Below are 22,926 nucleotides of genomic sequence, written 5' to 3'. Positions count from 1 at the left end.
AGACAGCTTTTATCCAGATACCTGGGCAGGATACTTCTTTTCCTTTAAGCATGGCTTGTGCTGTCGACAGGTCGGTTCAAAGCATATCCGGGGGGCGCTGTCGCCGAAGATACTCTGTATCATGGTATTGAGGTGCTTTCGAAGCACGGAGTAGGAATAGCAGGCAGAGGCAATTTCATAATTTTTATCCACCATTCTTTTTCTTCGTATGGGCGAGCTTAATATATCCCTCACGCTTTGAACTGCCTTTCTGGTTAAAAATCCGTCAATGGCAACCAGGTCAAACCCTTTGGGCTCGATATCCGTGACATAAGTATCGTAGCGGTTGATCAGTATCGGTTTCTTAAAATAAATGGCTTCAAGAAAGGCATTGCCGAATCCCTCCGCAAGACTGGGGAAGGTAATAAAATCTGCATGGCGATAGACGTTCCACAGAGAACAATTCTGTTGATGGTCTCCGTTATTGTTCCACGGGCTTGCAATATCGCTTTCCGCAATACGAAGATCTACCCCATGATCGGATGCGTGTTCTTTAATCCATTCCACGTATTCCAGTCCCTCGTCTCCGTATTCATGGGATATAATCAGTTTGCAGCGCTTACTATCCAACGCCTTGACCAGTTCTATGGCAAGTTCGATCCCTTTTCTCCTTATCATCCGGGTCGGTTGTAAAATCATGGTGTGATCCACTTTCAATCCAAATTTTTTGTCAAAATCCTTGGTACGTTTTCCATTCATTAAAGGAGGATTTTCAAAATCCAGAACATTGGGAATAATTGTAGCCGAAATTCCCCGGCGATGGGCCAGTTCTTTTTGTGCGGCAGAATTAATCACCACATGTTGAATATTGGGAAGGTTAGGAGGGAACGCCATGGTAAGATATTCGCCAACGGCATTGACGGAAAACCGGGTCCTTTCCCAGTAAAAATCATGGTGATGGGCAATGGTGGGAATTTGTGTTTCAGAAATGTATTCCGCCAAAGCGATGCCCAGGGGAATGTTCATCGGGATAGTCAGGGCGTTTTCAACGACTAAAAGCTCGATGTTAAACCGAGCGATAAATGTTTCAAGTTTAAATTTTAAATACGATCTTAAAGCGTGAATCGATTCAGTTACGGAAGATTCTCTTTTTTTTTCGCCCAAAACCCTTTGGTTAATCCATACATTTTGTTTATGCTGAAAATGTGCTTCAGGGACAAGAAAACTTTTTTCCTTTTCTCTATCCAGTTTTCCTGCGAACCAGAAACAGCAGTGTCCGCTATTTTCAAAAACTTCGGCCCATTTGCTCGACTCCAAGGAAACTCCGTCAGTTCCGGAAAAGCGAGTGGAAATAAAACCTATGTTTTTACGCATCTCTAATCCTTTGATATAATATTTGAAGTTGGAAGAATGTGAGTATCAAGCTGGTTTAAAACTAGTTGTGAGCAAAATTTATACCAAATTGCCTGCATTGTATTATGTGTTTGATTTTCAAGTAGTTATAAAGAAGTCTTCCTTTCCTGATCTAAAACTGTGGGAATAAAATGCCTAAATTAAGTCTGTAAGGGAAAAAGTTTACCTAATTTTAATTAACAATTTGATAAAAAGTTAACAACTCTTACCGGTTATCAAAGATCCAGCTTCTGCCGGAGTTTTTCCGCCTCAATCCGTGGTCTTAACCTTGACAAATATAACGCATTCCTTTATTGGATTATCTCAATATAGACCCAACTGATTGAAAGACGTGTAGAATAACCTTTTAGCAAAAAAAATAATTCGAAGCATTTTTTAATGAATAAATTGGCAGCGTTTTGCGGAAGTTTTTTTGTTTGGATATTGATGTACTTATTATTTATTTCCTGTAGGAAGTATATTTTTGGCCACAGGGAATTAACAAAATGTATCCGTGAAAATCAAGGCAGAGCACTTAGTGCCAGTTGGCACCGGTCGATGCTCTTTACGGTATACTATTTTAGAAATTTAAACGGAGCGTTGATGACAAGCCGCAGCCGGGATGGTGAGTTATTAACCTCTCTTTTGCGGTTTTTTGGATATGTTACACCACGGGGGAGCAGCGGTATTGGTAAAGGAGGGCAGGAGGCTTTAGAGATATTTATTGAACATGTTAAAAGAGGAAATGTAGGCGGGCTTGCTATTGACGGCCCCAAAGGTCCACCTTATGTTTCTAAACACGGAATAGTTAAGGCTGCAGCCAGAACCGGTGCACCGATTCTTCTGCATATATGGTATGCCGAATCGAATATTCGAGTGAATAGCTGGGATCGTACCATTATCCCAACACCCTTTTCTAAATTGGTTATGATCATTGATCGAGAACCGATTTATGTTCCTGCAAGTGATAGCAAGGAACAATTGGAAAAGTATCGAAAAATTATAAATGCTCGTTTACTTCATTTAACTTATCAGGTTGACCAATGGTTTAAACTTCGTGATCAATATCCTGATCCCAGGAAGATTCCGGTTCCGCAACCGGCTCCCACCCCGTATCATCCACCCAATAAAAGAAAAAACAATGGCTAACCCTATTTGTTAATGCACCAGATAAAAAGGAGTCATATCAATGAGTGATTACAAAGTATTATTTCTTCCACACAACAAGGAGATCAGGGTTGAGGACGGTGAGCGTCTGATACGGGCGGCCATGGAAGCCGGAGTCCATATAAATGCCTCCTGTGGAGGGGAGGGGGTCTGTGGGAAATGCCGTGTCATTATAGAACAGGGAAATATAGAGGGGGGAATTAGCGAGAAGCTGAGTAAGGCTGATATAGAAAAAGGGTATCGTCTGGCCTGTAAATCCATCATTCGAGGAAATGTGACGGTTCGCGTCCCTGTGGAGTCAGAGGTGGATGCAAAGGTGCTGAATATGCAAAGCACCGCCAGGCGAACGGCACTTATAAAGCAGCCGGATTTTGAGGCATTAAAAGAAGAGGGGCTTTTCGTACCGCCGGTGGAGAAGAAATATCTTGAACTGCCGGAACCTTCCAAACAGGATAACCTCCCGGACACCACCCGGCTGATCGGATTTTTGAAACTGAACCATGATGAGCACCGCCTGGTAGTCAGTCTTCCGGTGATTCGAAAACTGCCGGATGTGCTCAGGGAAGATAATTTTAAAGTGACGGCGACCCTTTCCCGGCCTGTCCAGAAAGGCAGGAAATCAAACATCATTCATGTGGAGCCGGGAGATACCACCAACCGGAGTTTTGCCATTGCCGTGGATATCGGAACAACAACGGTTTATGGTGAACTAATCGATCTTACCAACGGCAACATCATCGCTCAGGCCGGTGATTTTAACCGACAGATCAGCTATGGAGAGGATGTGATCACTCGGATTGTGTATGCGGAAAAGCCCGGCGGCCTGGAAAAGCTCCACGAAGTGGTTATTAAATCGATTAATCATATCATTGGTAAAATTATTAAGCAGGGCAAGATTGAGCGTGACGAGGTGTCGACCATTACCCTGGCCGGGAACACCACCATGAGCCAGCTGTTTTTAAAAGTGAATCCAAGGTACATCCGGCGTGGCCCCTATGTGCCGGCGGCGACCATTTATCCACCGATAAACGCAGTAAGTTTGGGTCTTGACCTGGGGGATCATGTTGAAGCCCTGGTCTACCCGCAAATTTCAAGCTATGTGGGAGGAGATATTGTTGCCGGTGTGATGGGTTCCGGTATTTACCGAAGTGAAGAATTAACCCTTTTCATGGATATTGGCACCAATGCCGAAATTGTGATCGGCAACCAAGACTGGCTTGCCTGCGCCGCCTGTTCCGCCGGTCCGGCATTTGAGGGTGGGGGGATACAGTTCGGCATGCGTGCGGCCAAAGGGGCAATTGAAGATTTTTCGGTAAACCCCATAACCCTGGAACCGATGAATATCACCATCGGAAATACAAGGCCCAAGGGTATATGCGGTTCCGGGCTGATCATCATGGTGGCGACCATGTTTGAAATGGGGATTATTGACAATCAGGGAAAATTCAACCGGGACTTGAAAACACAGCGTATCCGTGAGACCGATGGTGTATGGGAATATGTGGTTGCCTGGAAAGAGGATACCCAGATTGACAGAGATATTGTTTTGACGGAAATCGACATTGAAAACCTCATTCGGGCCAAAGGGGCCATATACAGCGGAGCTCAGACCCTTCTGGATGAAGTGGGAATGGATATGGAAATGATAGAACATATTATCCTGGCCGGAGGATTTGGCAGCTATGTGGATTTGGAAAAAGCGATGACCATCGGTCTGCTGCCAGAAATGGATCCGGGTAAGATTACCTTTATTGGAAACAGCTCACTGATGGGTGCAAGAATGAGCGCGCTGTCCAACCACATTCGTATGGATGTGGGAGAGGTGACCAAAAAGATGACCAATTTTGAGTTATCGGAAACGGCTTCCTATATGGATCATTATGTGGCGGCTTTGTTCCTGCCCCATACCGACATGAATAAGTTTTCCAAACTCAAATCGCGTTTGGAACAGAGGCGCTTGATGGAAAAATCGAACTAGTTTTTCAATCTGTATTTTCTTCACTGGATAAAACCAGGCCTAAGAATAGCCATACCCTTGTAAAGAGAAACGGGCAGTAAAGGAGGGCAAATGCTTAGGAATCTGTTGATCTTTGTCGCGGTCAGCCTTCTGGTTGCCCTTGTGGGGGCGGAGAGTACCGGAAACAACTGGTTGGTGTTGATGTTCAAGACGCCACTTTCTATTCTATTCGTAATCATCGCGGTGACCCAACCCAAGAGCTTACCCAGATATTTCAAATTGGTTCTTATAGGACTTATTTTCGGACTTATGGGAGATGTGTGTCTGGCTTTGCCAGGGTTGACCGCTTTCAGAGTCGGGCTGGTGGCCTTTCTTGCGGGTCATGTACTATATATTGGTGCGTTTACTATCCTTACCCGGTGCGTGTACTGGATCAATCCGGTTAACATCCTGGTCACCGCGATCAGTGGATGCATTTACCTGTGGCTTTTACCCCATTTGGGAAATATGCTCGTGCCGGTTACATTCTATATTGTGGTGATTTCCCTGATGGTGGCCGGTGCGTGGGCGGTGTTTCGCAACCCCGAAGTTCCAAGGTTGGGCGCCTGGCTTATCTTGGCGGGCGCAATGTCTTTCTATGTTTCAGATATATTCGTGGCGCATCAGCGATTCGTCATGGAGCATTTTTATAATCGCCTCATCGGGCTTCCGTTATATTACACCGCCCAATTTTTACTGGCATTTTCAGTGGGACTGGTAAAAAGATCGGAGAGGTAACATCGGAGGTATATTAGCCAAATGCCATAGATAGAAAAAAGCATTTGGAATTGCTCCTTAGCCACTTTTATATGGCGGAAGCGGGCCTATTCGAGGGGCGGACCATAGCCGAAACGGGGATAGCACCAAGGATACTTTCCGTAAGAAAAGGGACCAAAGTGATTAAAGCGAGATGGCATGTGGATGAAGTTAAACAGGCGGTTAGCAAAATGGGGTAAACATATGAATAAGAAAGCCATGGTGATATGAAAGGTATTTTACTAAAATTTTTTATTCTGGCCGGGATGCTGATTATGCTGCCCCTTTTAGGAGTAATACTGGCCGGGTATTCGCTTACGCCATATTTTGAATTTCCTCCAAAATCGCAACATATCAGCCATGCATCCTTTTCGTGGATTGTTTTTGCCGCTTACGCTCTTTTCATTATCGCAACAGTTTTCCCCCTGATAGTCAGAGGCTTTAAGGGTTTCAAATCCGACCGCACCGGTTATTTAACTAAATTTTCTTTTCCCTGGTGGGGCTGGGTTGGCGTTTTCACCGGCATTGTTGCCTGGCTTTTTGCATGGACACGGTTTTCATGGTTTGCCTGTTTTCAGCCACATACATTTTTTCCCCTATGGATTTCCTTTATCCTGGTCGTCAATGCACTTTGCTATGGAAGAACCGGGTATTGTATGATGATCAACCGGGCTGGATATTTTGTTTTGCTTTTTCCTGTCAGTGCAATATTCTGGTGGTTTTTTGAATACTTAAACCGGTTTGTGCAAAACTGGTATTATGTGGGGGTTGATTTTAGTCCCGGGGAATATTTTTTGTATGCAACCCTTTCATTTTCAACGGTTCTTCCAGCCGTGTTGGGAACCAGGGATTTGATTTTTACTTCTTCATGGCTTGAGACAGGCTTTGTAAATTTTTTAAAAATTAAAAAGGCTAAATCCAAGCCGGTGGCCACAGTCAGCCTTGTTTTGTCAGGGATCGGGCTTTTCGGGGTTGGGGTGTGGCCGGATTATCTTTTTCCCCTTGTCTGGATTTCTCCTTTTGTTATCATTATTTCAGTCATGACACTGTTTGAAGAAAATCATGCTTTATCTGGAATTGCTGCCGGTGACTGGCGCATGGTGATATCTTCTGCCTTGGCGGCTCTTATATGCGGATGTTTCTGGGAGACGTGGAATTATTTCAGTCTGGCAAAATGGGAGTACAGCATTTCATTCGTTCATCGTTTTCCAATTTTTGAGATGCCGATACTGGGGTATGCAGGATATCTTCCGTTCGGTCTGGAGTGTGCAGTGATTGGAGGGTTAATACCCGGATCTTGGATGAAAAATAGATAACAGACTGTTTCAATAAGGTCTTCCGTTTATACAAATTTCAAATAATAAAAAAGGGCAGAGCCTTTTAAGGCTCTGCCCTTTTTCTGAGGATTTAAAAGTTTGTTTCAGCGCTTTTTTATGTCCGTTGAGCCGTCATCCCCATTCGGGGTGGAGTCAATCAAACACAGCCAATTGAAGAAATGTTCTATCCGTATTTGTAGAATACCCGGGATTGATATTTCCCTATGTAAAAAAGTCGACTTCCCGTAATGCCGTTATTCTCGTTCGGTGCATGTCTAATTTTATTCTTATTATTGACATCCGTCTGAAAAGATGCACGCACACATGAGAAGTCTTAAAATGAATTTTCTAATCAAAGAGCGACATACTAAAAAAATGGTGAAAAACTCTGACCCGTTATCATGGCGACATTCAATATATAAAAAGTCGGCTTCCCGTAATGCCGTTATTCTCGTTCGGTGCATGTCTAATTATTTTCTTATTTTGACACCCGTCTGAAAAGATGCACGCACACATGAGAAGCCTTAAAATGGATTTTCTAATCAAAGAACGACATATTCAAAAAATAGTAAAAATTTAAACAGTTACAGTGAGTACATTCAATATTCGTGCCAAAGTGATAAAAATTTTTATTAGCTGTATTAACAAATAGTTACATCGCATAGCCAAAAATATGTTTTACAAAAGAGACAAAAAGCGTCATTCTTATGACGAAAATTGTCAATTTTTGGCGCAAATTGTCAATTTTTTGTTGGTAAACACATAGGCATAAATTTCCATAAGATATGTATCCTGGATTGCAGCAGCAGCGAAGACTTTTATCTTTGCGAGGGAGGCGACGGCGCATGAAATATAAAGAAATTCTGTTTGCTACTGAAGGAGAAATAGCATTTTTAACATTAAACCGCCCTGAAAAAATCAATGCATTATCTAAGCAAATGATTGGGGAAATAATACATGCTTTATCTGCGGTATCTGCAGATGAATCCGTTAAAGTCATTATTCTTAAAGCTGCTGGAAGGCATTTTTGCGCCGGGCATTATATGAAAGAAATGATCAGTGACGGCATAAAGGAATACAAGTTTATCTTTGATCAATGTACCAAGATGATGCAGATGATTCATGAAATTCCACAGCCCGTGATTGCCCAGGTGCAGGGAGTGGCCACTGCTGCCGGGTGCCAGCTGGCAGCCTGGTGTGATCTTATTGTAGCCGAGGAGGGGGCCAAGTTTTCCACTCCAGGGGTAAAAATTGGTCTTTTTTGTACCACGCCCATGGTGGCAATTACACGGGCAATCGGCAGAAAAGCAGCAATGGAAATGCTTTTGACCGGGCGTTATTTTTCAGCACAGGAAGCAAAAGAACTGGGTTTGATTAACAAAGTGGTCAGCTACCAGGACTTAGACCAAGAGACTCGAAAGATGGCAGGTCAGATTGCCGAATCAAGCAGGTTTGTGTTAGCAATCGGCAAGCAGGGTTTTTATGCGCAGGCAGACCAGACGGATGATAAAGCCCTTGATTATGCCAAACATACCATCACCATGAATTTAATGGCCGAGGATGCCCAAAACGGTATTAAAGCCTTTATTGAAAAAAATGTACCGAGGTGGAAAAATCGGTAGTATTTAGCTAAAGAATCGGGGAGGTTCTCATCAATGGCCTTTTTTATGAACCCCTTGGGATTTAATGATTGTGATACTGTTTTTCATGAATTTTCATACCCAACTGGACCCAACGATGCATGAAACTTTAAGTTCGTCCGGGGAAGCGCCCATTTGCCCGTACAAGCGTTAACAAATAGTACAACACTCCGTACACGCCCCCTATCTTTTCAGTTAAACCCATACAGGCAGAGACGATCATTGCCGCCGTGGGAATCTGTTTATTGGGGCTGGTTCAAATCCAGTCTCAGCGAGATAGCTGCCGTACGTCAGTTTCTCGATATTTTTGTTAACGCTTGTACGGGCAAATGGGCGCTTCCCAGGACGAACTGAGTAGAGATTCCCCCCTATCCCTTATTTGGCTTTAAATCAGCTTTTCAGGTATTCATCCCACTCTATGGGAAGGAGCTGCTTTTTTTTATTGTTACATTCTTTACAGGCAGGGACCACATTACCCTTGGTACTTTTCCCACCGCGTGAAACAGGAACGATATGGTCCATGGTCAATTCTTTGGCAGGGGTCGGGCGTTTGCAGTAATGGCATATACCTTTTGCCAGACACCGCTTCCACCACTGGGACTCTCTGAGCTGTCTTGCTTTATGGCGCTGCCTTTTTATGTCCGCTTCATCAAGGTCGAATGCAAAAGGTTTCATTATTTTTTAATCTCTTTACCCTGCTGTTTTTCATCCAGGTAAACAGTCAGCCGATCTCCCGGATGTATGTGATTTTTAAGTTTCAGATTATTCCATATAAGAAGGTCTTGCAAAGAAACGTTAAATCGCTCGGCAATTGCAGTCAGATGATCACCCTTTTTTACTAAATAAGTACGTTCGTTATTTTCTGATGACCACGCTGCAAAATTTTTTTCAAATCTTGGATGAAAATCCACCGCGCTGCCTTTAGGCACCAGAATTGAGTGAGCGCCTTCGCAGATATAATGTCCCCTGAGTTCAGGGTTTAGATCCTTTATGGCTTTAAAATATGTTCCTGCGGACTGGGCAATGATATGGATGGGAACTCTTTGGGATAATGTCAGGTCAATACGATCGAATTGCAGCGGGGGGTAAAGATCGCTCTCATTTAATATAAACCCGTATTTTTCAAGATCGGATAAGATTAGCTTGGCAGCAATGATCCTGAGAATATACCTTTGGGTTTCGATGGAAAGGTATAGCTTGTAATAGTTACTGACTTTTTGCTCCTGTATTTCCGATTTTAGTTTATCCTCACCCATGTTATAAGCTGCGGCAGATAGTGTCCATGAACCAAGATCGGCATAAAGTGCCCTGAAGTAGTTAACGGCCGCTTTTGTGGAAGCAAAAATGTTTCTGCGTTCATCCTTGTATTTGTCAATGATCAAACCGTAGTTGAGACCCGTTTCCTTCATAAACTGCCAGAATCCGATAGCCCCTTTCCGTGAACCGGCATGGGGTCTTAAGGCGCTCTCAATAATAGCGACATATTTAAGATCGCCAGGCAAATTATTTTCCTTCAATATTTCTTCGATATACGGCATATATCTGTTGGATCGCTTTATCCAAAGAATGACCTGAGTCCGGTCGGAAAGTGTAATTAAAATTTCTTTTTCAAGTCGCTCCAGGACCTCCCTGTTATCCAGCGGAACCTCTTCATCGCAGAAAGATAAAGGGGTCTTGATTCGGATACTGGAAATCAGTGAAGGAAAATAAGAGGGTTCAAGGCTCGTTTCGGCAAGCACAAAGGAAGTACTGATAAGGAAAACAGAAAAAACAAGTATTACTTTTCGCATAGAGCACTCCATAGTAAGTATAGTTTCTTATTCATTTTTATACAAGATTCAGGGGTTAACTTTTTACTAAATCAATAAACCACAGTTATATGAGTTATCGGGAAGTTTCTTATCAATAGCCTTTTTTGTGAACCGTTTGAGCTTTAATATTTGTTAGTGGTTCATCCGGAGAAGCGGTCATTTGCCCGTATCAGCCTTAACAAATAAGTCCAACACTCTGTACGCGCCCCTATCTTCTCAGTTATATCCATACCGGCAGAGACGATCATTTTCGCCGTGGGAACTTATTTGCTGGGGCTGGTTCAAATCCAATCTCAGCGAGATAGCTGCCGAACGAAAAATTTTCCAGAATATTGTTAAAGCCTACAGTCGCTATGGGATGATTCACCTGATAGCCAGTGTGGAGATTGAAAAACTCCCCGGTTCCTGAGTTATATTTATACTGAACAAGCTTTAACCGCAGAATAGAGTGTCCATATCCCAACAGTTATAAAAAAGAGGCCGGCGCCAATTTTGATGTAAGTTGTTGGCGCAAAACTGCGGAACGCTACACCGCAAAGCACAGCAATAAGAGAGCTTAAAACCAGTGCACCCGCAGAACCAAAAAACACTGAAAATTTTGCACTGTGATCTGCTGAAAGACAGAAGGTGGCAAGCTGAGTTTTATCTCCCAGTTCGGCTAAAAAGACCATACCGAAGGTGGTTAACATTATTTTATAATCCATGGTATATCTCCGTTTTATTATTCAGCTGCACCAAATTTCAAAAATTGAAATTATGTTGTTGAAAAGAGGTAATCGTTCAGGTGTTTAGGTTGAAGGCTGAAGTATATCAATCATTTTGCAATGATCGAATTAAACCATTCAAGATTTTCTCTGTTTCGATAATCTTTGCTTCAAGTGGAGACAAATAATGATTGTGCATGGTTTGCCCCTAAAAGTCTTCAACCTTCAGGCTATTCACCTGAGCGGTCATCCTGACTGCGATATTTAGCGATCCAAAAGTTTCCTAGCTGTTTGCACGATATTTTCTGATGTAAAGCCGAATTTTTCCAACAGAGTTCCTCCGGGTGCTGAAGCGCCAAATCCAGCCATATCGATGGTTTTCCCTGCGCCGGTGACATATCGTTCCCATCCCATGGAAATACCTGCTTCTACACCAATTCGAGCAGTGACATCGGGCAGGAGAACCATGTCTTTGTATTCCTGCGATGTTTTTTCAAACAATTCCCAGCTTGGCATACTCACCACCCGGGTCTGAATGCCCTTTCCCATAAGCTCCTTCCCTGCTTCAAGGGTGATCGACACTTCTGATCCGGTGGCGAGGAGGATAATTTCAGGTTTTTGGGCCGAATCGGTCAGAATATAGGCGCCTTTTGCCAGCCCGTCAGCAGCAGCATATTTGCTTCTGTCCAGTATGGGAAGTTTTTGACGACTTAAGATCAGTGCAACGGGGCCGTCCGAATTTTTGACAGCCAGCCGCCAGGCTTCGGCTGTTTCAGGAGCATCTGCCGGGCGGATAACCGTCAGTCCCGGTATGGCACGCAGGGAGGCTATCTGTTCAACTGGTTGGTGGGTCGGCCCGTCTTCCCCCACTGCGATACTGTCGTGGGTAAATACATAGATCACGGGAAGCTTCATAAGCGCGGCAAGGCGTATGGGAGAACGCATGTAATCGGCAAAGACGAGAAAAGTACCCCCGTAAGGCTTAAGGCTCCCATGAAGGCTGATACCGTTCATGATTCCGCCCATTGCATGTTCACGTACACCAAAGCGGATGTTTCGTCCATTGTAGTTATTTTTTTGAAAATCGGAGGAAGAATCGATAACGGTCTTGTTAGACGGGGCGAGATCAGCTGAGCCTCCCAAAAGGAGAGGCATTTTTTCGGCAATTGCATTTAATACTTTGCCCGATGCAGCTCGGGTGGCAATTGGGCCGTCAGCAGGTTTAAATTGAGGCAAAACAGAGTCCCATTGCGCAGGGAGGTTACCTTTTATTGCATGGGTCCATTGGGCGGCAAGGTCGGGATACTCGGTTTGATAGGCATTAAATTTCTTCTGCCATTGTGCCTGGGTCGCCTTTCCCCTTTCTACACTCTTTCGACAGAAAGCGTAAACTTCCTCTGGCACATGGAAAGAATCATCAACGGGAAATCCCAGGCGTTCCTTAGTCAGACGGACCTCTTCTTCACCCAGCGGAGCGCCGTGGGCATCGGCCGAGCCCTGTTTGTTGGGACTGCCAAAAGCGATCTGGGTGCTAAGCAAAATTAGGGAAGGCCTTTTTGTTTCCGCCTTTGATTCTTCGAGAGCATTTTTAATGGAAACAATGTCATTGCCGTCATCGACCTTTAGCACATGCCAGTTGTAAGCTTTAAATCGAAGGGCCACATCTTCCGTAAAGGCGATGTTCGTACCACCTTCAATGGAAATCTTATTGTTATCGTAAATACAAATCAGCTTGGACAGCCCCAGGTGTCCGGCCAGGGATGCGGCCTCGGATGAGATTCCTTCCATCATATCTCCGTCTCCACAAAACATATAGGTATAGTGGTCTATGATTTCAGCATCTTCTCGGTTGAAAAAGGTTGCAAGGTACTGTTCGGCCAACGCCATACCCACCGCATTGGCAAATCCCTGTCCAAGGGGTCCGGTGGTGGTTTCCACTCCTGGAGTATGCGCATATTCCGGGTGTCCCGGGGTTTTGCTTTCCCATTGCCTGAAATTTTTCAAATCATCAAGGTTGAGATCATATCCGGTAAGATGCAGAAGGCTGTAAAGAAGCATGGAGGCATGCCCCCCTGAGAGGACAAATCGATCCCTGTCCGGCCAGTCGGGATTTTGTGGATTGTGCCTTAAAATCTTGGTCCACAGGACATACGCAGCAGGAGCAAGCCCCATTGGCGCTCCGGGATGTCCGGAGTTGGCTGTTTGTACCGCATCAATGGAAAGGGTACGGATCGTATTTATGCAGAGTTGGTCTATTTTTTCCTGGCCGGCTGACAAGCCTTCATTCATGATTTAAATCTCCTTTTGTTAAGATGTTAAAATGGTTAATAAGTACCTGATGGTCGTACAAAAAGGCTCATAAGTAAGGCGTAACGATTTTTCAGGGAAAAGCTATGCATATAATCATGTCGATTTTCTGTATAACCTTACCCATGCATTAGATGAGCCTGTTTAGCATGTCATCAGGATTAAAGCGCTCTTAAATATTCGGGTTTCAGCTCTATCCTGCCTGCAAGGGCTTCGTCGATCAGTTCCAACGTAGCTTCTTTATCCTTTGGCAGTCTCGCCCGTATGGGAAGGTAATTCGAAGCGTGGTTCGCATGGAATAGTCCCCTTGAAAGGTTGGTATGCGCAATCATGATTCTCAGCTCTTCAAGCATTTGATCGGGATCAGGGAGTAAAAACTTGCCGGATTCATAGTCATTGCATAAAGGGGTGCCGGGTATGAGCATTAAACTTAAGGCACCCACATATTCAGGATCTATGGCTGAAAGAACCCTTCCGGTTTCTCTGGCATGTACCTTAGAGCGCTCTTTCCCTGCAATTCCCAGAAGAACTGTAATTGAAAGCTTGATTCCGGCTGCTCTGGCCTTTTTCCCCATATCAATCATATGCTGTGAGGTCGCACCTTTGTTTATATTTTTTAAGGTGACGTCATCGCCTGTTTCAAGACCCATATAAGCGATACCAAGCCCGTGTGCTTTAAGCTCCTTTAGTTCATCAGGGCTTTTCATATTCAAGCTTTTTGCATTGGCATAAACACCGACCCGGGTGACCCAGGGAAGCTGCTTTTCAATTTCCTTAAGAATTTTAATCAGTCTTTTTTGGGGGATGATCAGCACATCTCCATCGCACAGAAAGACCCTGCGTTGACGCTTGGAATAATTGGCCGCAAAAGCAATATCTTGCATAATAAGAGAGTCGGGTTTTATTTTAAAGCGTTCACCTCTGTAGGTTCCGCAAAATGTACACTTATTACGTGAGCACCCCACAGTCACCTGCAACAAAATGCTGTTTGCCTCGCTGGGCGGCCTTATAATGTTTCCTTCATAATGCATGGTTTGTTAGATTTCCTCTAAAAGTAAATTTTAAACCGTAGTTCTTCCTTCAAACATAAAGCAGCAAAGAACACAAGGGATTTCATAGCCCAAGTTTGGCAATACAGTCCATAAAATCTTTGGAAAAGGAATCCGAAACAGTTTCCTCCTGACCAAACTCAGAAATATCGGTTGCTTTGTTTTTTCCCCTTCCATACTCAACATCCCAACCCATTTTTTTTAACATCTTTATCAATTCCAATGTCTGTTCTTTGGTTGCGTCATTGCCTATATTTCCTTCTTCAATAAAAAATTTCATTGAGCTTCTCCTTTTTTTAATTGATGTATTATCTAAATTAATGGCTTTTTTTAAATATGCAAACAAAAAATGGTGTTGAGTTTATTCGTTTATGATGATATTTGGAAATGAATCTTTTAGGATCATACGGAGTTAGGGATTCAGGGTTCGAGTGAAATCCTCGAACCTTTTCCATCAACTGTTCTGCAGGAGTATAGCAATTAAAATTTTATGAATTCGAATTTTTTCGAGTTCATCAATGTTATGGAGCATGATAAATGAGTAAAAGTCGAGCAGATATAGAATGGGAGAACCGCAGACTGTGCAGTGACGGAAATTGTATCGGAGTCATTGGTTCTGACGGGCGCTGCAAGGAATGCGGCAAGCCTTATGAAGGTGAGCTGCCCAAAGAGATTTCAAATCTGAAAGCGGATTTTGACGAAGAACCTGTGGCAAAAGAAGATGATGACGTCTCCATGCAATCAGGAAATAATGAAGAAGAAAAATCACCGGCGGATATAGAATGGGAGAACCGCAGGCTGTGCAGTGACGGGAGTTGTATCGGAGTTATTGGTCCTGACGGGCGCTGCAAAGAGTGTGGTAAACCATTTGAAAGCGAGTAATATGCGTGTCACATTTTAGAATTTTGCAAAGCTGTTCGATCTTAAGCTTATCCTGAGGACCGGACTCATTTGGGCCTAGTTTGCATTGAACTGAATGAATACATATGTATTAGTTACTCAAGTTTCGTATTAATAATCCGATAAAATAATCATGTTTTTGTTAGATTTAATTCCAGTGCCAACGTTACGTGATTTCGCAGACATTCTTTTTCTTACCTTTGTTGCTTACCATCTGTATATCTGGTTTAAAGAAACTCGTGCACTTCGAGTCCTTATCGGTCTCTTGGTACTTGGAGCGATTTATTCCCTGGCAAAGATGTGGGGGTTTTTTCTCACCACCCGTGTTTTTCAAGTTCTATGGCAGGTACTGTTAATCCTTTTACTGATACTGTTTCAGTCCGAAATTAGGCAGGTATTAGAAAAGGTCAGCCCCCTTCGTTATCTTAGATCCAGAAAACGCAACTTTCACGGTGTTTTTTTAAAGGATCTTGTTGGAACAGTTTTTGAACTGGCCGATGAAAAAACAGGTGCCCTGATCGTGCTGGTCAGGAATGACAACCCTGATGAATTTCTTCATGCGGGCCATACCATAATGGCTCTTCCAGAGCCTTCATTAATTAAAAGTATCTTCAGCCATCTTTCTCCCGCACATGATGGCGCTGCGGTCATTTCTCAAGATCGACTTACAAAAATGGGCTGTATTCTTCCCTTGTCGGAAAAAAAGGGGATTCCGGAACAATATGGCACCCGTCATCGAGCTGCGCTGGGCCTTTCAGAAAAGACAGATGTGGTTTGCCTGGTGGTGTCCGAAGAACGGTCCGAAGTGTCTACAGTGGCGGATGGTGAAATCCAAACTTGGCAAAAGCCGGAGCTTTTGGCTGAAAAGCTTAAAGATTGGCTGGGGATTACTAAAAGCCCCTCGGTGACGCCAAAAGAAATTTTAAGTGCGGTTTTTATCAAAAACTGGAGGGCGAAACTTGGCGCCATGGCTATGGTGTCAATCGCATGGCTGATTCTTGCAAGTCAGCAGGAAGTTAAAATCAGTATTACCGCTCAGGTAAAGCATGTGAATATCCCTTCTGAACTTGTTCTGGATAAACACTCTGCTAAAACAGTCAGCCTGGGTCTTTCCGGAAGCAGGAACAGCATAAAGTCGCTTAAGGAACAGGATGTCCGGGTTTATGTAGATCTTAAAAAATTATCTTCCGGGACTCACCAGATCAGGTTGTTTGCAAAAAATATTGATTTGCCTCTGGGTGTGAATATTAATCATGTAACGCCTAAAAATATCAGGGTTATTTTAAATCGCCAGCAAGAGAAAATTCATTAATGGCTTACCCAAATAAAAATAGATGCAGAAAACGATTTCACCTCTCTCTTATCGGTGCATCCCGCCTGGCTATGTTGAAAAAATTTAACCGTATGCCGGATATTCATAATTATTGACATTTGAAATTATCCTTAGGCAATGCCGATGAACTCAAAATTCAGCTTTGACTGAAATTTTTCGATTCTTACGAAGATTTCCTTTAACATCTTCTGTTCAATATGGGTTAGGGCTTTCGGTTTTATATAGTTGTCGGGTTCAGCCTTTTCATCAATGACCGATGTGATCTGGCGGGCTAACCGGAGCTGCAGGAGAAAACTGTACGCCCTTTCAAGTTCTTCATATTCCTCCCTGGATAGAATCTTTTTCATGTATAGCTGACGCAGTCTTTCAAAAGTATTTGTTTCTTCGATCTTATTTTTCAATGCATAAATTCTGGCAAAGTCGACGATGGGCGTCATGGCGCTTTTAATATCCAACGCATTGCGGTGTTTTCCTTTAGATTCAACGACAAAGCTTTTAAAAAAACCAAGCGGTGGTTTGAAGAATAATGCGTTCTCCGTCAGATGGCGAAAAAACCCCGACCATCCCTCTAAAGAATCAAAAAGATGCCGGTGTAACGAATCGATGAAGTACTTATTTCCGTATCCTGTGCGAAAGTCAAAAAAAATACTGGCCTGGAGCAAATCTTCAGCTTCGGCAGCATGGATCCAGTTTGAAAAATAATTTTTCCAGGTAGACAAAGGCTGGCACCATTTGGGGTTTTTTGCCATTACACCACCCAGGCAAAATGCATATCCCGCCTGGTCGAGCAGACCACATACTTTTTCACCGAATTTAAGAAAATACTGTTTTACCTCCTGTTCATTCTTTTGGGGAACATCTTCATAAATAATCGCGTTATCCTGATCGGTTTTAAGGGTTTGTTCCCTTCTGCCCTCGCTTCCTAAAATCATAAACACAAATTCAACAGGCGGCGGTCCCAGTGCATCGATGGTGAATTCTATCAGTTTGTCGAGAATTGTGCTGGACACTGTGGTGATAAATCGGGTTAAGTTTTCCGCCTTCGCTCCTCCGGTAATCAGGCTCCGGATTTGCTGGGGAAGCTTGTTATGCCTGTTGATGATTTCCTCCATGCTGCCTGCTGCTGAAATTTCCCGGATAAGGAAAACAGGAGATTGGCCCTGGGCGGTCAACAGGTCACGGTTGGTAATAATTCCGGTAACTTTTTCATCAGCATCGGTAACCGCAAGATGCCGAATATCTTCCTGCATCATCTTCATAAGGGCTTCAAAAATAAGCGACTGGTCCGGTATTGTTCGCACTGGGGTGGACATGATATCTGAAACAGGCTTTGAGGTATCATATCCAGTGGCAACCACCTTTTTTGCCAGGTCTTTTTCAGTGAGTACTCCAGTGCAATCGCCATTCGGTGTATTGATAAAAAGAGAACTGATTTTATTCCGGCTCATCATTTCAGCTGCATCGCGAATCGACAAAGTTGTGTTCCCAAAAACAGGCTTTTTCATATGAAGGCTTGCCACAGTGCGATTGAAAAATTGCAGGCCTTCTTCTTCAGGCTGCATTGTTTTTGCAATAATGCAAGCATACGATTTTTCCAGCATCCGTTTACCGAAAGTATCGGTAAAATATTCGGTGAATGCTTTGTAGCGTGAGCAAATGTCTAAAAAGATCTTTTTGGGCAGAAGATAAAAATACGATTTTTCGATAACCCTGAAAGTTCTAACCGAGATGCCGTCATTTACCAGCATGGATATCCCGCCGTAAGTGTCTCCCTCGCTTAACATCTCACGCATGGTTTTGTTATAGTTTTCTTCGTAATATCTTTCCGCCGAACCTTTTTGGAGAATATACAGATATCCCACTCTGGATCGTTCCTGAACGAATAAAACCGTATTTTTAGGATGCTGTACCATGGTAAGTTTTTCGGCTAGTTGAGCAGTTTCTTCTGAGGGAAGAAAGGAAAACGGATCCAGGCGTGACAGGAAATGTTTTGCCTGACCTGTTTCAATAATTGAACTTAGGGAGTCATCAAAAATGTGTTTACTGAAGTTTTTAACAAAATATTCGTAGAAGTCTTTGTTGCGGGTGCAATGATCTATAAAATCCTCTTGGGGAATCAAGTAGCCGGAGCAGTCATTGTCAACGATGACCGTTCTTAAGGATATTCCTCCATTCATCAACAGGGTAATTCCTCCAAACACTTCTCCCGGCTTAATATGACCGATTAATTTTTTTTCTCCCTGTTTTTCTTCATAAAGAGAGAAGGAACCCTTTTCCACCACAAAGATACTGTCTATCTTTGTCTTATTTTGAACTGCATAGAGAGTATCTTTGGGATAGCTTTGGAAGGATGACTTATCGGAAATTTTTTTTAATTCACTTTTAGGCAAAAAAGAAAAATGGGGCATACCTGACAGATAATTAAAAGCTTGCTCATTCATAGGTTCACCTTAAGTATCGGTCTATTCAGTATGGTTGGGCTTACACGCTTCATTTATGGAGGGTTGCCAGTGGCATCATTTCAAATATGGTGGTTTGGTAACAACATTCCCGTTTCAGTACAGCGGGATTTGGTGATGCATTTCGTACCTAGTCAACATACGATAAAGCCGTAACAATAAACATTTTGTATGTCTTTCCGGTCTATCAGCTTTTTAGCGGGAGGTTTAAATTTTTACCAAATCACTCACTAACATTACTGAGAAAAACAGTCAACAACAACAAAGGGCAATACCCTGTGAGTATTGCCCTTTGTATTTTATTGGTGACATCGATGATATTTTTTTACGTCTTCATCGAAATTAAATAAATCTATGCTCTAGCTGCAGCAGGAACCGCTAGTAGAACAGCCTGAACAGCTTGAACCAAAATCGATATTGCTGGAAAGTTTAAAGCCGTATGAGGTAAAATCAATTTTTACCGGTTTTGCTTTTTCCATGAAATCTTTATCAGCAATATATTTGAATCCTTCAATTTCATAAACTTCATCACTGTCTTTTGGCTCATCCAGAGCCATTGCCAGAGAAGGCCCCCCTCAACCGCCTTCGTTCAAGAAAATCCGTATGGGGGATATTTCCTTCCCATCAAAATACTCGGCAATCTGTTTCGTAGCCGATTCTGTTACCTCAACCATTTTATCCTCCTTTTTAAGATAAGCCCTCCATCATGAAAGCTGTCTTCGGTTTATTTGGGTTTCGCTAAAGGTAATGGCGGGCGTCGTGTTTGTCAATAAAGAAAATACGTCGTTTTTAGGCTTTCGACAGGTAAGCCTCATAAATTTTTAAATTTTCCGCGGAAAAAAGGACAAACATGACCTTTTCAATGGACCTGTTTTTATCGAGAAAGCCGGATGTGGTATCCACTGCAATCCGGCATGCATCTTTTACCGGATAGCCATATACTCCACAACTGATGGCCGGAAATGCAATGGATCTAACATGATGATCTACTCCAAGCTTCAAACTGTTTAGGTAGCATTGTGCCAGCAGGCGGCTGTCTTTAGGCTTTCCGCTGTAAACCGGGCCAACGGTATGGATCACATATCTGGCAAAAAGATCATACCCGCTCGTTATCCTTGCCTCTCCTATTGGGCATCTTCCAATAATCCTGCATTCTTTCAGCAGCTCAGGCCCTGCCGCTCGATGGATTGCTCCATCGACACCGCCGCCTCCAAGAAGAGATTGGTTAGCGGCGTTCACAATGGCATCGACCTTGAGTTTAGTGATATCTCCTTGTTTGACCTCTATTTTTTGTAAAAGTTCTTTTTTCAAAGGTTTCCATCCGTTAATCGATAATCTTCCCTGTTCGGTTACAGGTCATAAAGCGTCTCATCTACAAGTGGTTTGAGATGTTTTTTCTTTTTCCCAGAACCTGTTTTACCTGGAAACAAGAAGGGTTCTTCCCCTTCCAAGATATCGCCCATTTCCGCTTCGATTTTTTCAGAGTCCTCGCCTTTTTCCATTCGGCTGAGCGCCTCTTCCATTCCAGGTCCGAGTTGCATTCCCGTCATATCGGTAAGTTTCCGCATAAGATTTGCAGCCTGTCCGGGATCATCTTCATTGATTTTATCAGCTTCACCGGCAAGCATATTCATTGCTTGTTCCATTTTACTTTCGTCAAAAGGCAGGTCTTCCATATCGCTGTCCTCAGTCGCTTTCCCGGTGAAGGCAAAAGCCGACATCTGCCTTGAAAGCGTGGCAGTTTTACATTTAGGACATTTCGGCCTTTTATGGGTATTGATGGTTTTAGAGAAAAAGTTAAATATGGTGTTACAATTTTTGCAATAAAATTCATATATGGGCATGGGTGGTCCTTTTATTATTATGCGGACAGAGGCGCTTCTCTGTGCTCATAAACATGCTGAGTAATTATTTTTCTGACTTTCCGTGCGGTTTTTTCCACCGATAGTTGCGCAAAAGATTCATAGGGTAGCTCATCCAAAACTTCGATCCTGATACGATGCTTGCCATGAAAGTTCAGGCTGTGCTTGGGAAGCGCATTTTTAGACCCATTGATTACAATTGGCAAAATAGGTATTTTCATTTTGTGAGCCAGGATAAAGGCCCCTGTCTTGAATTCTTTTACTATTCCGTTATATGACCGGGTTCCTTCAGGGAAAAAATAGACCGAGCTCCCATTTGAAAGGTTTTTCTCACAGTCAATCATCATTTGCTCAACGCTCTCCTTATTACCCCGTTTCAATTTAATATATCGGTTAAGAACCATGTTCCATCCGATAAGGGGAAGCTTGAACACTTCGGCCTTAGAAACCCATTTAAAAGGAAAAAACAATCTGAAGGCGATCAGGATATCAAGCTGGGACTGATGGTTGGATACCACCATATATGTTTTCCCCTTTTTAACTTTTTTTCGACCTTTGGCCGAAACCGACCAGGCTGGCATTACCCATAAATATACAGATGCCCAGAACGATGTAAAAAAGTGCAGGGCAACCAGACGTCGGTCAAACCAGACCGTACAAAGCCATAGTAAAACGGCCATTACATAAAATAAAACTGAACTTAATGCTATGAATACAAGTAAACTGGCGGCAATGATACGATTGATCATAAATTTATAACCTACCTTACCCCGGACTGATCAGCTGTTGTTTTTGCCTTTTAGCAGGGCATCCAGACCAGCGAACGGCCGGTGGGTGGAAGACAGTTTTTGATCGTCCTCCGGTGTCGACATACCATGACATTGTTCATCCAGATGTCGCGAGTGTTCATTGTCATGACAGTAGATGCACAGCAGTTCCCAGTTGCTTCCGTCAGGGGGATTGTAGTTGTGATTGTGATCTTTGTGATGAACCGTGAGCTCCCGAAGTTTCTTCCAGGTGAATTCCCTCCCACACCGTGCACAGATCCAGGGGAACATCTTAAGTGCTTTCTCACGATAGGTCTTTTCCAAACGTTCCTGATCGCGTCGGGCAGCGGCAACCACCTGATCCACCCTGCTAATCTCTGTTTTTGCCTTCTTCGATGACATGTGTTTGGTCTCTATTCCGGTTTAGGATAAGCGACTGATAAACTCATAAATAATCCAACAGAGTGATTACCATACAACTTTACGATAATATTCAGGATCTGTATCACCTTCAGTGGAAATTAACAATACCCTGGAATCCTCTCCCAATCCAAGTTGCTCAGTCAATTTATTCCACCTGGAATTGCTCATGATTTCATAAACAAGACCGGTGGTTACGGCTCCGGACTCACCGGATACGACACGCTCATCTCCTTGAAGCGGGTTGCCGAGTATACGCATGCCTTTTATGGCGACATGATCCGAGCAGGCGATAAATGCATCTGCATTTTGACTTAGGATGTCCCAGGCAATTTTACTCGGTTCACCACATGCCAGGCCCGCCATGATTGTGTCCAGATCTCCATGAACAATATGCGGTTTTCCGTTACCTATGTCCATGGATTTATAAAAACAGGGTGCTTCCGTCGGTTCAACCACCGTAAAAAAAGGCCTGGGTTTATCATGACAATTGCATAAAAATGCTTGAAGTGCTGCGGCAAGGGATCCAACTCCGGCCTGCACAAAAATATGGGAAGGCCATCTTTCATCCAATTGATCAAACGCTTCTGTGAGCAAAGTAATATAGCCCTGCATAATATTAATGGGGATTTTCTCATTTCCCGGCCAGGATGTGTCCTGAATTAAAATCCAGCCTTTTTCATTGGACTGTTTTGCAGCTAATTTCACCGCATCATCATAATTACCCTCAATGATGGATGCTTTCGCTCCATAGTGACGTATGGCTTCAAGGCGTATTGTTGATGAACCTTTCGGCAGATAAATAACTGCGTGACAGCCCAGCCTGTTGGCAGTCCAGGCAACTGCCCGTCCGTGATTGCCATCGGTAGCTGTAACCAAGGTCAAATTTCGGAACTTTGAGGACTGTGATGCGATTTGTTCAAAGGCAAATTTATGTGCATCCAACCCTAATTACAGAGCTAAACCCCCAGCTAAGCTGGGGAGAATGGCAAAAGCTATGCTGAGTATTTAAAAAATGCTCCTTTTGGATTAAAGGTAACAGCGCTGATTCTGTGACCAAAATCCAAG

The 22,926-nt window shown here is 43.3% G+C and carries 21 protein-coding genes and 1 pseudogene; 7 read left to right on the top strand and 15 right to left on the bottom strand.

Going from position 1 to position 22,926, the window contains the following annotated elements; all coding sequences use genetic code 11:
• Window positions 1-9 precede the first annotated feature (9 nt).
• A complete protein-coding gene (locus SWH54_06635) occupies window positions 10-1,353 on the bottom strand; it encodes a glycosyltransferase family 4 protein (protein ID MDY6790928.1) in 1,344 nt (447 codons plus the stop codon).
• Window positions 1,354-1,770: 417 nt separating this feature from the next.
• Between SWH54_06635 and SWH54_06630 the strand changes: the two genes are divergently transcribed.
• The 5 genes from SWH54_06630 (at window position 1,771) to SWH54_06610 (ending at window position 8,228) form a co-directional block, all read left to right on the top strand.
• On the top strand, window positions 1,771-2,520 hold the full coding sequence (locus SWH54_06630; GenBank protein MDY6790927.1) for a lysophospholipid acyltransferase family protein: 750 nt from the start codon (window positions 1,771-1,773) through the stop codon (window positions 2,518-2,520).
• Window positions 2,521-2,560: 40 nt separating this feature from the next.
• A complete protein-coding gene (locus SWH54_06625; GenBank protein MDY6790926.1) occupies window positions 2,561-4,516 on the top strand; it encodes an ASKHA domain-containing protein in 1,956 nt (651 codons plus the stop codon).
• Between the two features lie 90 nt (window positions 4,517-4,606).
• Window positions 4,607-5,272, top strand: coding sequence for a lysoplasmalogenase (locus SWH54_06620; protein MDY6790925.1), 666 nt, complete (start codon window positions 4,607-4,609; stop codon window positions 5,270-5,272).
• 245 nt (window positions 5,273-5,517) lie between these two features.
• Window positions 5,518-6,606 (top strand): hypothetical protein, encoded by a 1,089-nt coding sequence (locus SWH54_06615; protein ID MDY6790924.1) that lies wholly within the window; start codon window positions 5,518-5,520, stop codon window positions 6,604-6,606.
• Window positions 6,607-7,451: 845 nt separating this feature from the next.
• Window positions 7,452-8,228, top strand: coding sequence for an enoyl-CoA hydratase (locus SWH54_06610; protein ID MDY6790923.1), 777 nt, complete (start codon window positions 7,452-7,454; stop codon window positions 8,226-8,228).
• Window positions 8,229-8,636: 408 nt separating this feature from the next.
• Here SWH54_06610 and SWH54_06605 read toward each other — a convergent pair whose 3' ends face one another.
• The 6 genes from SWH54_06605 to SWH54_06580 form a co-directional block, all read right to left on the bottom strand.
• Window positions 8,637-8,921 (bottom strand): HNH endonuclease, encoded by a 285-nt coding sequence (locus SWH54_06605; protein ID MDY6790922.1) that lies wholly within the window; start codon window positions 8,919-8,921, stop codon window positions 8,637-8,639.
• Window positions 8,921-10,036, bottom strand: coding sequence for a transglycosylase SLT domain-containing protein (locus tag SWH54_06600; protein MDY6790921.1), 1,116 nt, complete (start codon window positions 10,034-10,036; stop codon window positions 8,921-8,923). Before SWH54_06600 ends, SWH54_06605 begins: the two co-directional genes overlap by 1 nt.
• A 437-nt stretch (window positions 10,037-10,473) precedes the next feature.
• Window positions 10,474-10,761, bottom strand: a complete 288-nt coding sequence (locus tag SWH54_06595; protein MDY6790920.1) for a TMEM165/GDT1 family protein — start codon at window positions 10,759-10,761, stop codon at window positions 10,474-10,476.
• A 264-nt stretch (window positions 10,762-11,025) separates the two neighbouring features.
• A complete protein-coding gene (gene tkt / locus SWH54_06590; GenBank protein MDY6790919.1) occupies window positions 11,026-13,050 on the bottom strand; it encodes a transketolase in 2,025 nt (674 codons plus the stop codon).
• Window positions 13,051-13,229: 179 nt separating this feature from the next.
• On the bottom strand, window positions 13,230-14,099 hold the full coding sequence (locus SWH54_06585; protein ID MDY6790918.1) for a radical SAM protein: 870 nt from the start codon (window positions 14,097-14,099) through the stop codon (window positions 13,230-13,232).
• 82 nt (window positions 14,100-14,181) lie between these two features.
• Complete coding sequence (locus SWH54_06580) at window positions 14,182-14,397, bottom strand: hypothetical protein (GenBank protein MDY6790917.1); 216 nt, start codon at window positions 14,395-14,397, stop codon at window positions 14,182-14,184.
• Between the two features lie 257 nt (window positions 14,398-14,654).
• On the opposite strand from SWH54_06580, the gene SWH54_06575 reads away from it, so the two are divergent.
• On the top strand, window positions 14,655-14,999 hold the full coding sequence (locus tag SWH54_06575) for a hypothetical protein (protein ID MDY6790916.1): 345 nt from the start codon (window positions 14,655-14,657) through the stop codon (window positions 14,997-14,999).
• 175 nt (window positions 15,000-15,174) lie between these two features.
• Window positions 15,175-16,329 (top strand): diadenylate cyclase, encoded by a 1,155-nt coding sequence (locus SWH54_06570; GenBank protein MDY6790915.1) that lies wholly within the window; start codon window positions 15,175-15,177, stop codon window positions 16,327-16,329.
• 131 nt (window positions 16,330-16,460) lie between these two features.
• On the opposite strand, the gene SWH54_06565 is transcribed toward SWH54_06570, so the two are convergent.
• The 8 genes and pseudogenes from SWH54_06565 to SWH54_06530 form a co-directional block, all read right to left on the bottom strand.
• On the bottom strand, window positions 16,461-18,791 hold the full coding sequence (locus SWH54_06565) for a DUF294 nucleotidyltransferase-like domain-containing protein (protein MDY6790914.1): 2,331 nt from the start codon (window positions 18,789-18,791) through the stop codon (window positions 16,461-16,463).
• Window positions 18,792-19,168: 377 nt separating this feature from the next.
• Complete coding sequence (locus tag SWH54_06560) at window positions 19,169-19,483, bottom strand: IscA/HesB family protein (protein ID MDY6790913.1); 315 nt, start codon at window positions 19,481-19,483, stop codon at window positions 19,169-19,171.
• A 115-nt stretch (window positions 19,484-19,598) separates the two neighbouring features.
• Window positions 19,599-20,120 (bottom strand): O-acetyl-ADP-ribose deacetylase, encoded by a 522-nt coding sequence (locus SWH54_06555; GenBank protein ID MDY6790912.1) that lies wholly within the window; start codon window positions 20,118-20,120, stop codon window positions 19,599-19,601.
• A gap of 38 nt (window positions 20,121-20,158) precedes the next feature.
• Window positions 20,159-20,485 (bottom strand): hypothetical protein, encoded by a 327-nt coding sequence (locus tag SWH54_06550; protein ID MDY6790911.1) that lies wholly within the window; start codon window positions 20,483-20,485, stop codon window positions 20,159-20,161.
• A 30-nt stretch (window positions 20,486-20,515) separates the two neighbouring features.
• Window positions 20,516-20,653, bottom strand: a pseudogene (locus SWH54_06545) (zinc ribbon domain-containing protein).
• Window positions 20,654-20,670: 17 nt separating this feature from the next.
• Window positions 20,671-21,420, bottom strand: a complete 750-nt coding sequence (locus SWH54_06540; GenBank protein ID MDY6790910.1) for a lysophospholipid acyltransferase family protein — start codon at window positions 21,418-21,420, stop codon at window positions 20,671-20,673.
• Window positions 21,421-21,450: 30 nt separating this feature from the next.
• Window positions 21,451-21,840, bottom strand: coding sequence for a YajD family HNH nuclease (locus tag SWH54_06535; protein ID MDY6790909.1), 390 nt, complete (start codon window positions 21,838-21,840; stop codon window positions 21,451-21,453).
• A 66-nt stretch (window positions 21,841-21,906) separates the two neighbouring features.
• Window positions 21,907-22,803 (bottom strand): diaminopropionate ammonia-lyase, encoded by an 897-nt coding sequence (locus SWH54_06530; protein ID MDY6790908.1) that lies wholly within the window; start codon window positions 22,801-22,803, stop codon window positions 21,907-21,909.
• Window positions 22,804-22,926: the final 123 nt, after the last annotated feature.

It is taken from the genome of Thermodesulfobacteriota bacterium (assembly GCA_034189135.1).
GTDB lineage: Bacteria > Desulfobacterota > Desulfobacteria > Desulfobacterales > JAUWMJ01 > JAUWMJ01.
This window is presented reverse-complemented; position numbering and strand designations above follow the sequence as displayed.

What these genes read in the sequence shown, in the direction of transcription:
- SWH54_06605 (MDY6790922.1), bottom strand. Translation starts at nt 8,921, where the DNA reads ATGAAACCTTTTGCATTCGACCTTGATGAAGCGGACATAAAAAGGCAG.
- SWH54_06610 (MDY6790923.1), top strand. Translation starts at nt 7,452, where the DNA reads ATGAAATATAAAGAAATTCTGTTTGCTACTGAAGGAGAAATAGCATTT.
- SWH54_06595 (MDY6790920.1), bottom strand. Translation starts at nt 10,761, where the DNA reads ATGGATTATAAAATAATGTTAACCACCTTCGGTATGGTCTTTTTAGCC.
- SWH54_06575 (MDY6790916.1), top strand. Translation starts at nt 14,655, where the DNA reads ATGAGTAAAAGTCGAGCAGATATAGAATGGGAGAACCGCAGACTGTGC.
- SWH54_06620 (MDY6790925.1), top strand. Translation starts at nt 4,607, where the DNA reads ATGCTTAGGAATCTGTTGATCTTTGTCGCGGTCAGCCTTCTGGTTGCC.
- SWH54_06540 (MDY6790910.1), bottom strand. Translation starts at nt 21,420, where the DNA reads ATGATCAATCGTATCATTGCCGCCAGTTTACTTGTATTCATAGCATTA.
- SWH54_06625 (MDY6790926.1), top strand. Translation starts at nt 2,561, where the DNA reads ATGAGTGATTACAAAGTATTATTTCTTCCACACAACAAGGAGATCAGG.
- SWH54_06630 (MDY6790927.1), top strand. Translation starts at nt 1,771, where the DNA reads ATGAATAAATTGGCAGCGTTTTGCGGAAGTTTTTTTGTTTGGATATTG.
- SWH54_06600 (MDY6790921.1), bottom strand. Translation starts at nt 10,036, where the DNA reads ATGCGAAAAGTAATACTTGTTTTTTCTGTTTTCCTTATCAGTACTTCC.
- SWH54_06535 (MDY6790909.1), bottom strand. Translation starts at nt 21,840, where the DNA reads ATGTCATCGAAGAAGGCAAAAACAGAGATTAGCAGGGTGGATCAGGTG.
- SWH54_06565 (MDY6790914.1), bottom strand. Translation starts at nt 18,791, where the DNA reads ATGAATGAGCAAGCTTTTAATTATCTGTCAGGTATGCCCCATTTTTCT.
- SWH54_06580 (MDY6790917.1), bottom strand. Translation starts at nt 14,397, where the DNA reads ATGAAATTTTTTATTGAAGAAGGAAATATAGGCAATGACGCAACCAAA.
- SWH54_06550 (MDY6790911.1), bottom strand. Translation starts at nt 20,485, where the DNA reads ATGGAAGACCTGCCTTTTGACGAAAGTAAAATGGAACAAGCAATGAAT.
- SWH54_06615 (MDY6790924.1), top strand. Translation starts at nt 5,518, where the DNA reads ATGAAAGGTATTTTACTAAAATTTTTTATTCTGGCCGGGATGCTGATT.
- tkt (MDY6790919.1), bottom strand. Translation starts at nt 13,050, where the DNA reads ATGAATGAAGGCTTGTCAGCCGGCCAGGAAAAAATAGACCAACTCTGC.
- SWH54_06585 (MDY6790918.1), bottom strand. Translation starts at nt 14,099, where the DNA reads ATGCATTATGAAGGAAACATTATAAGGCCGCCCAGCGAGGCAAACAGC.
- SWH54_06635 (MDY6790928.1), bottom strand. Translation starts at nt 1,353, where the DNA reads ATGCGTAAAAACATAGGTTTTATTTCCACTCGCTTTTCCGGAACTGAC.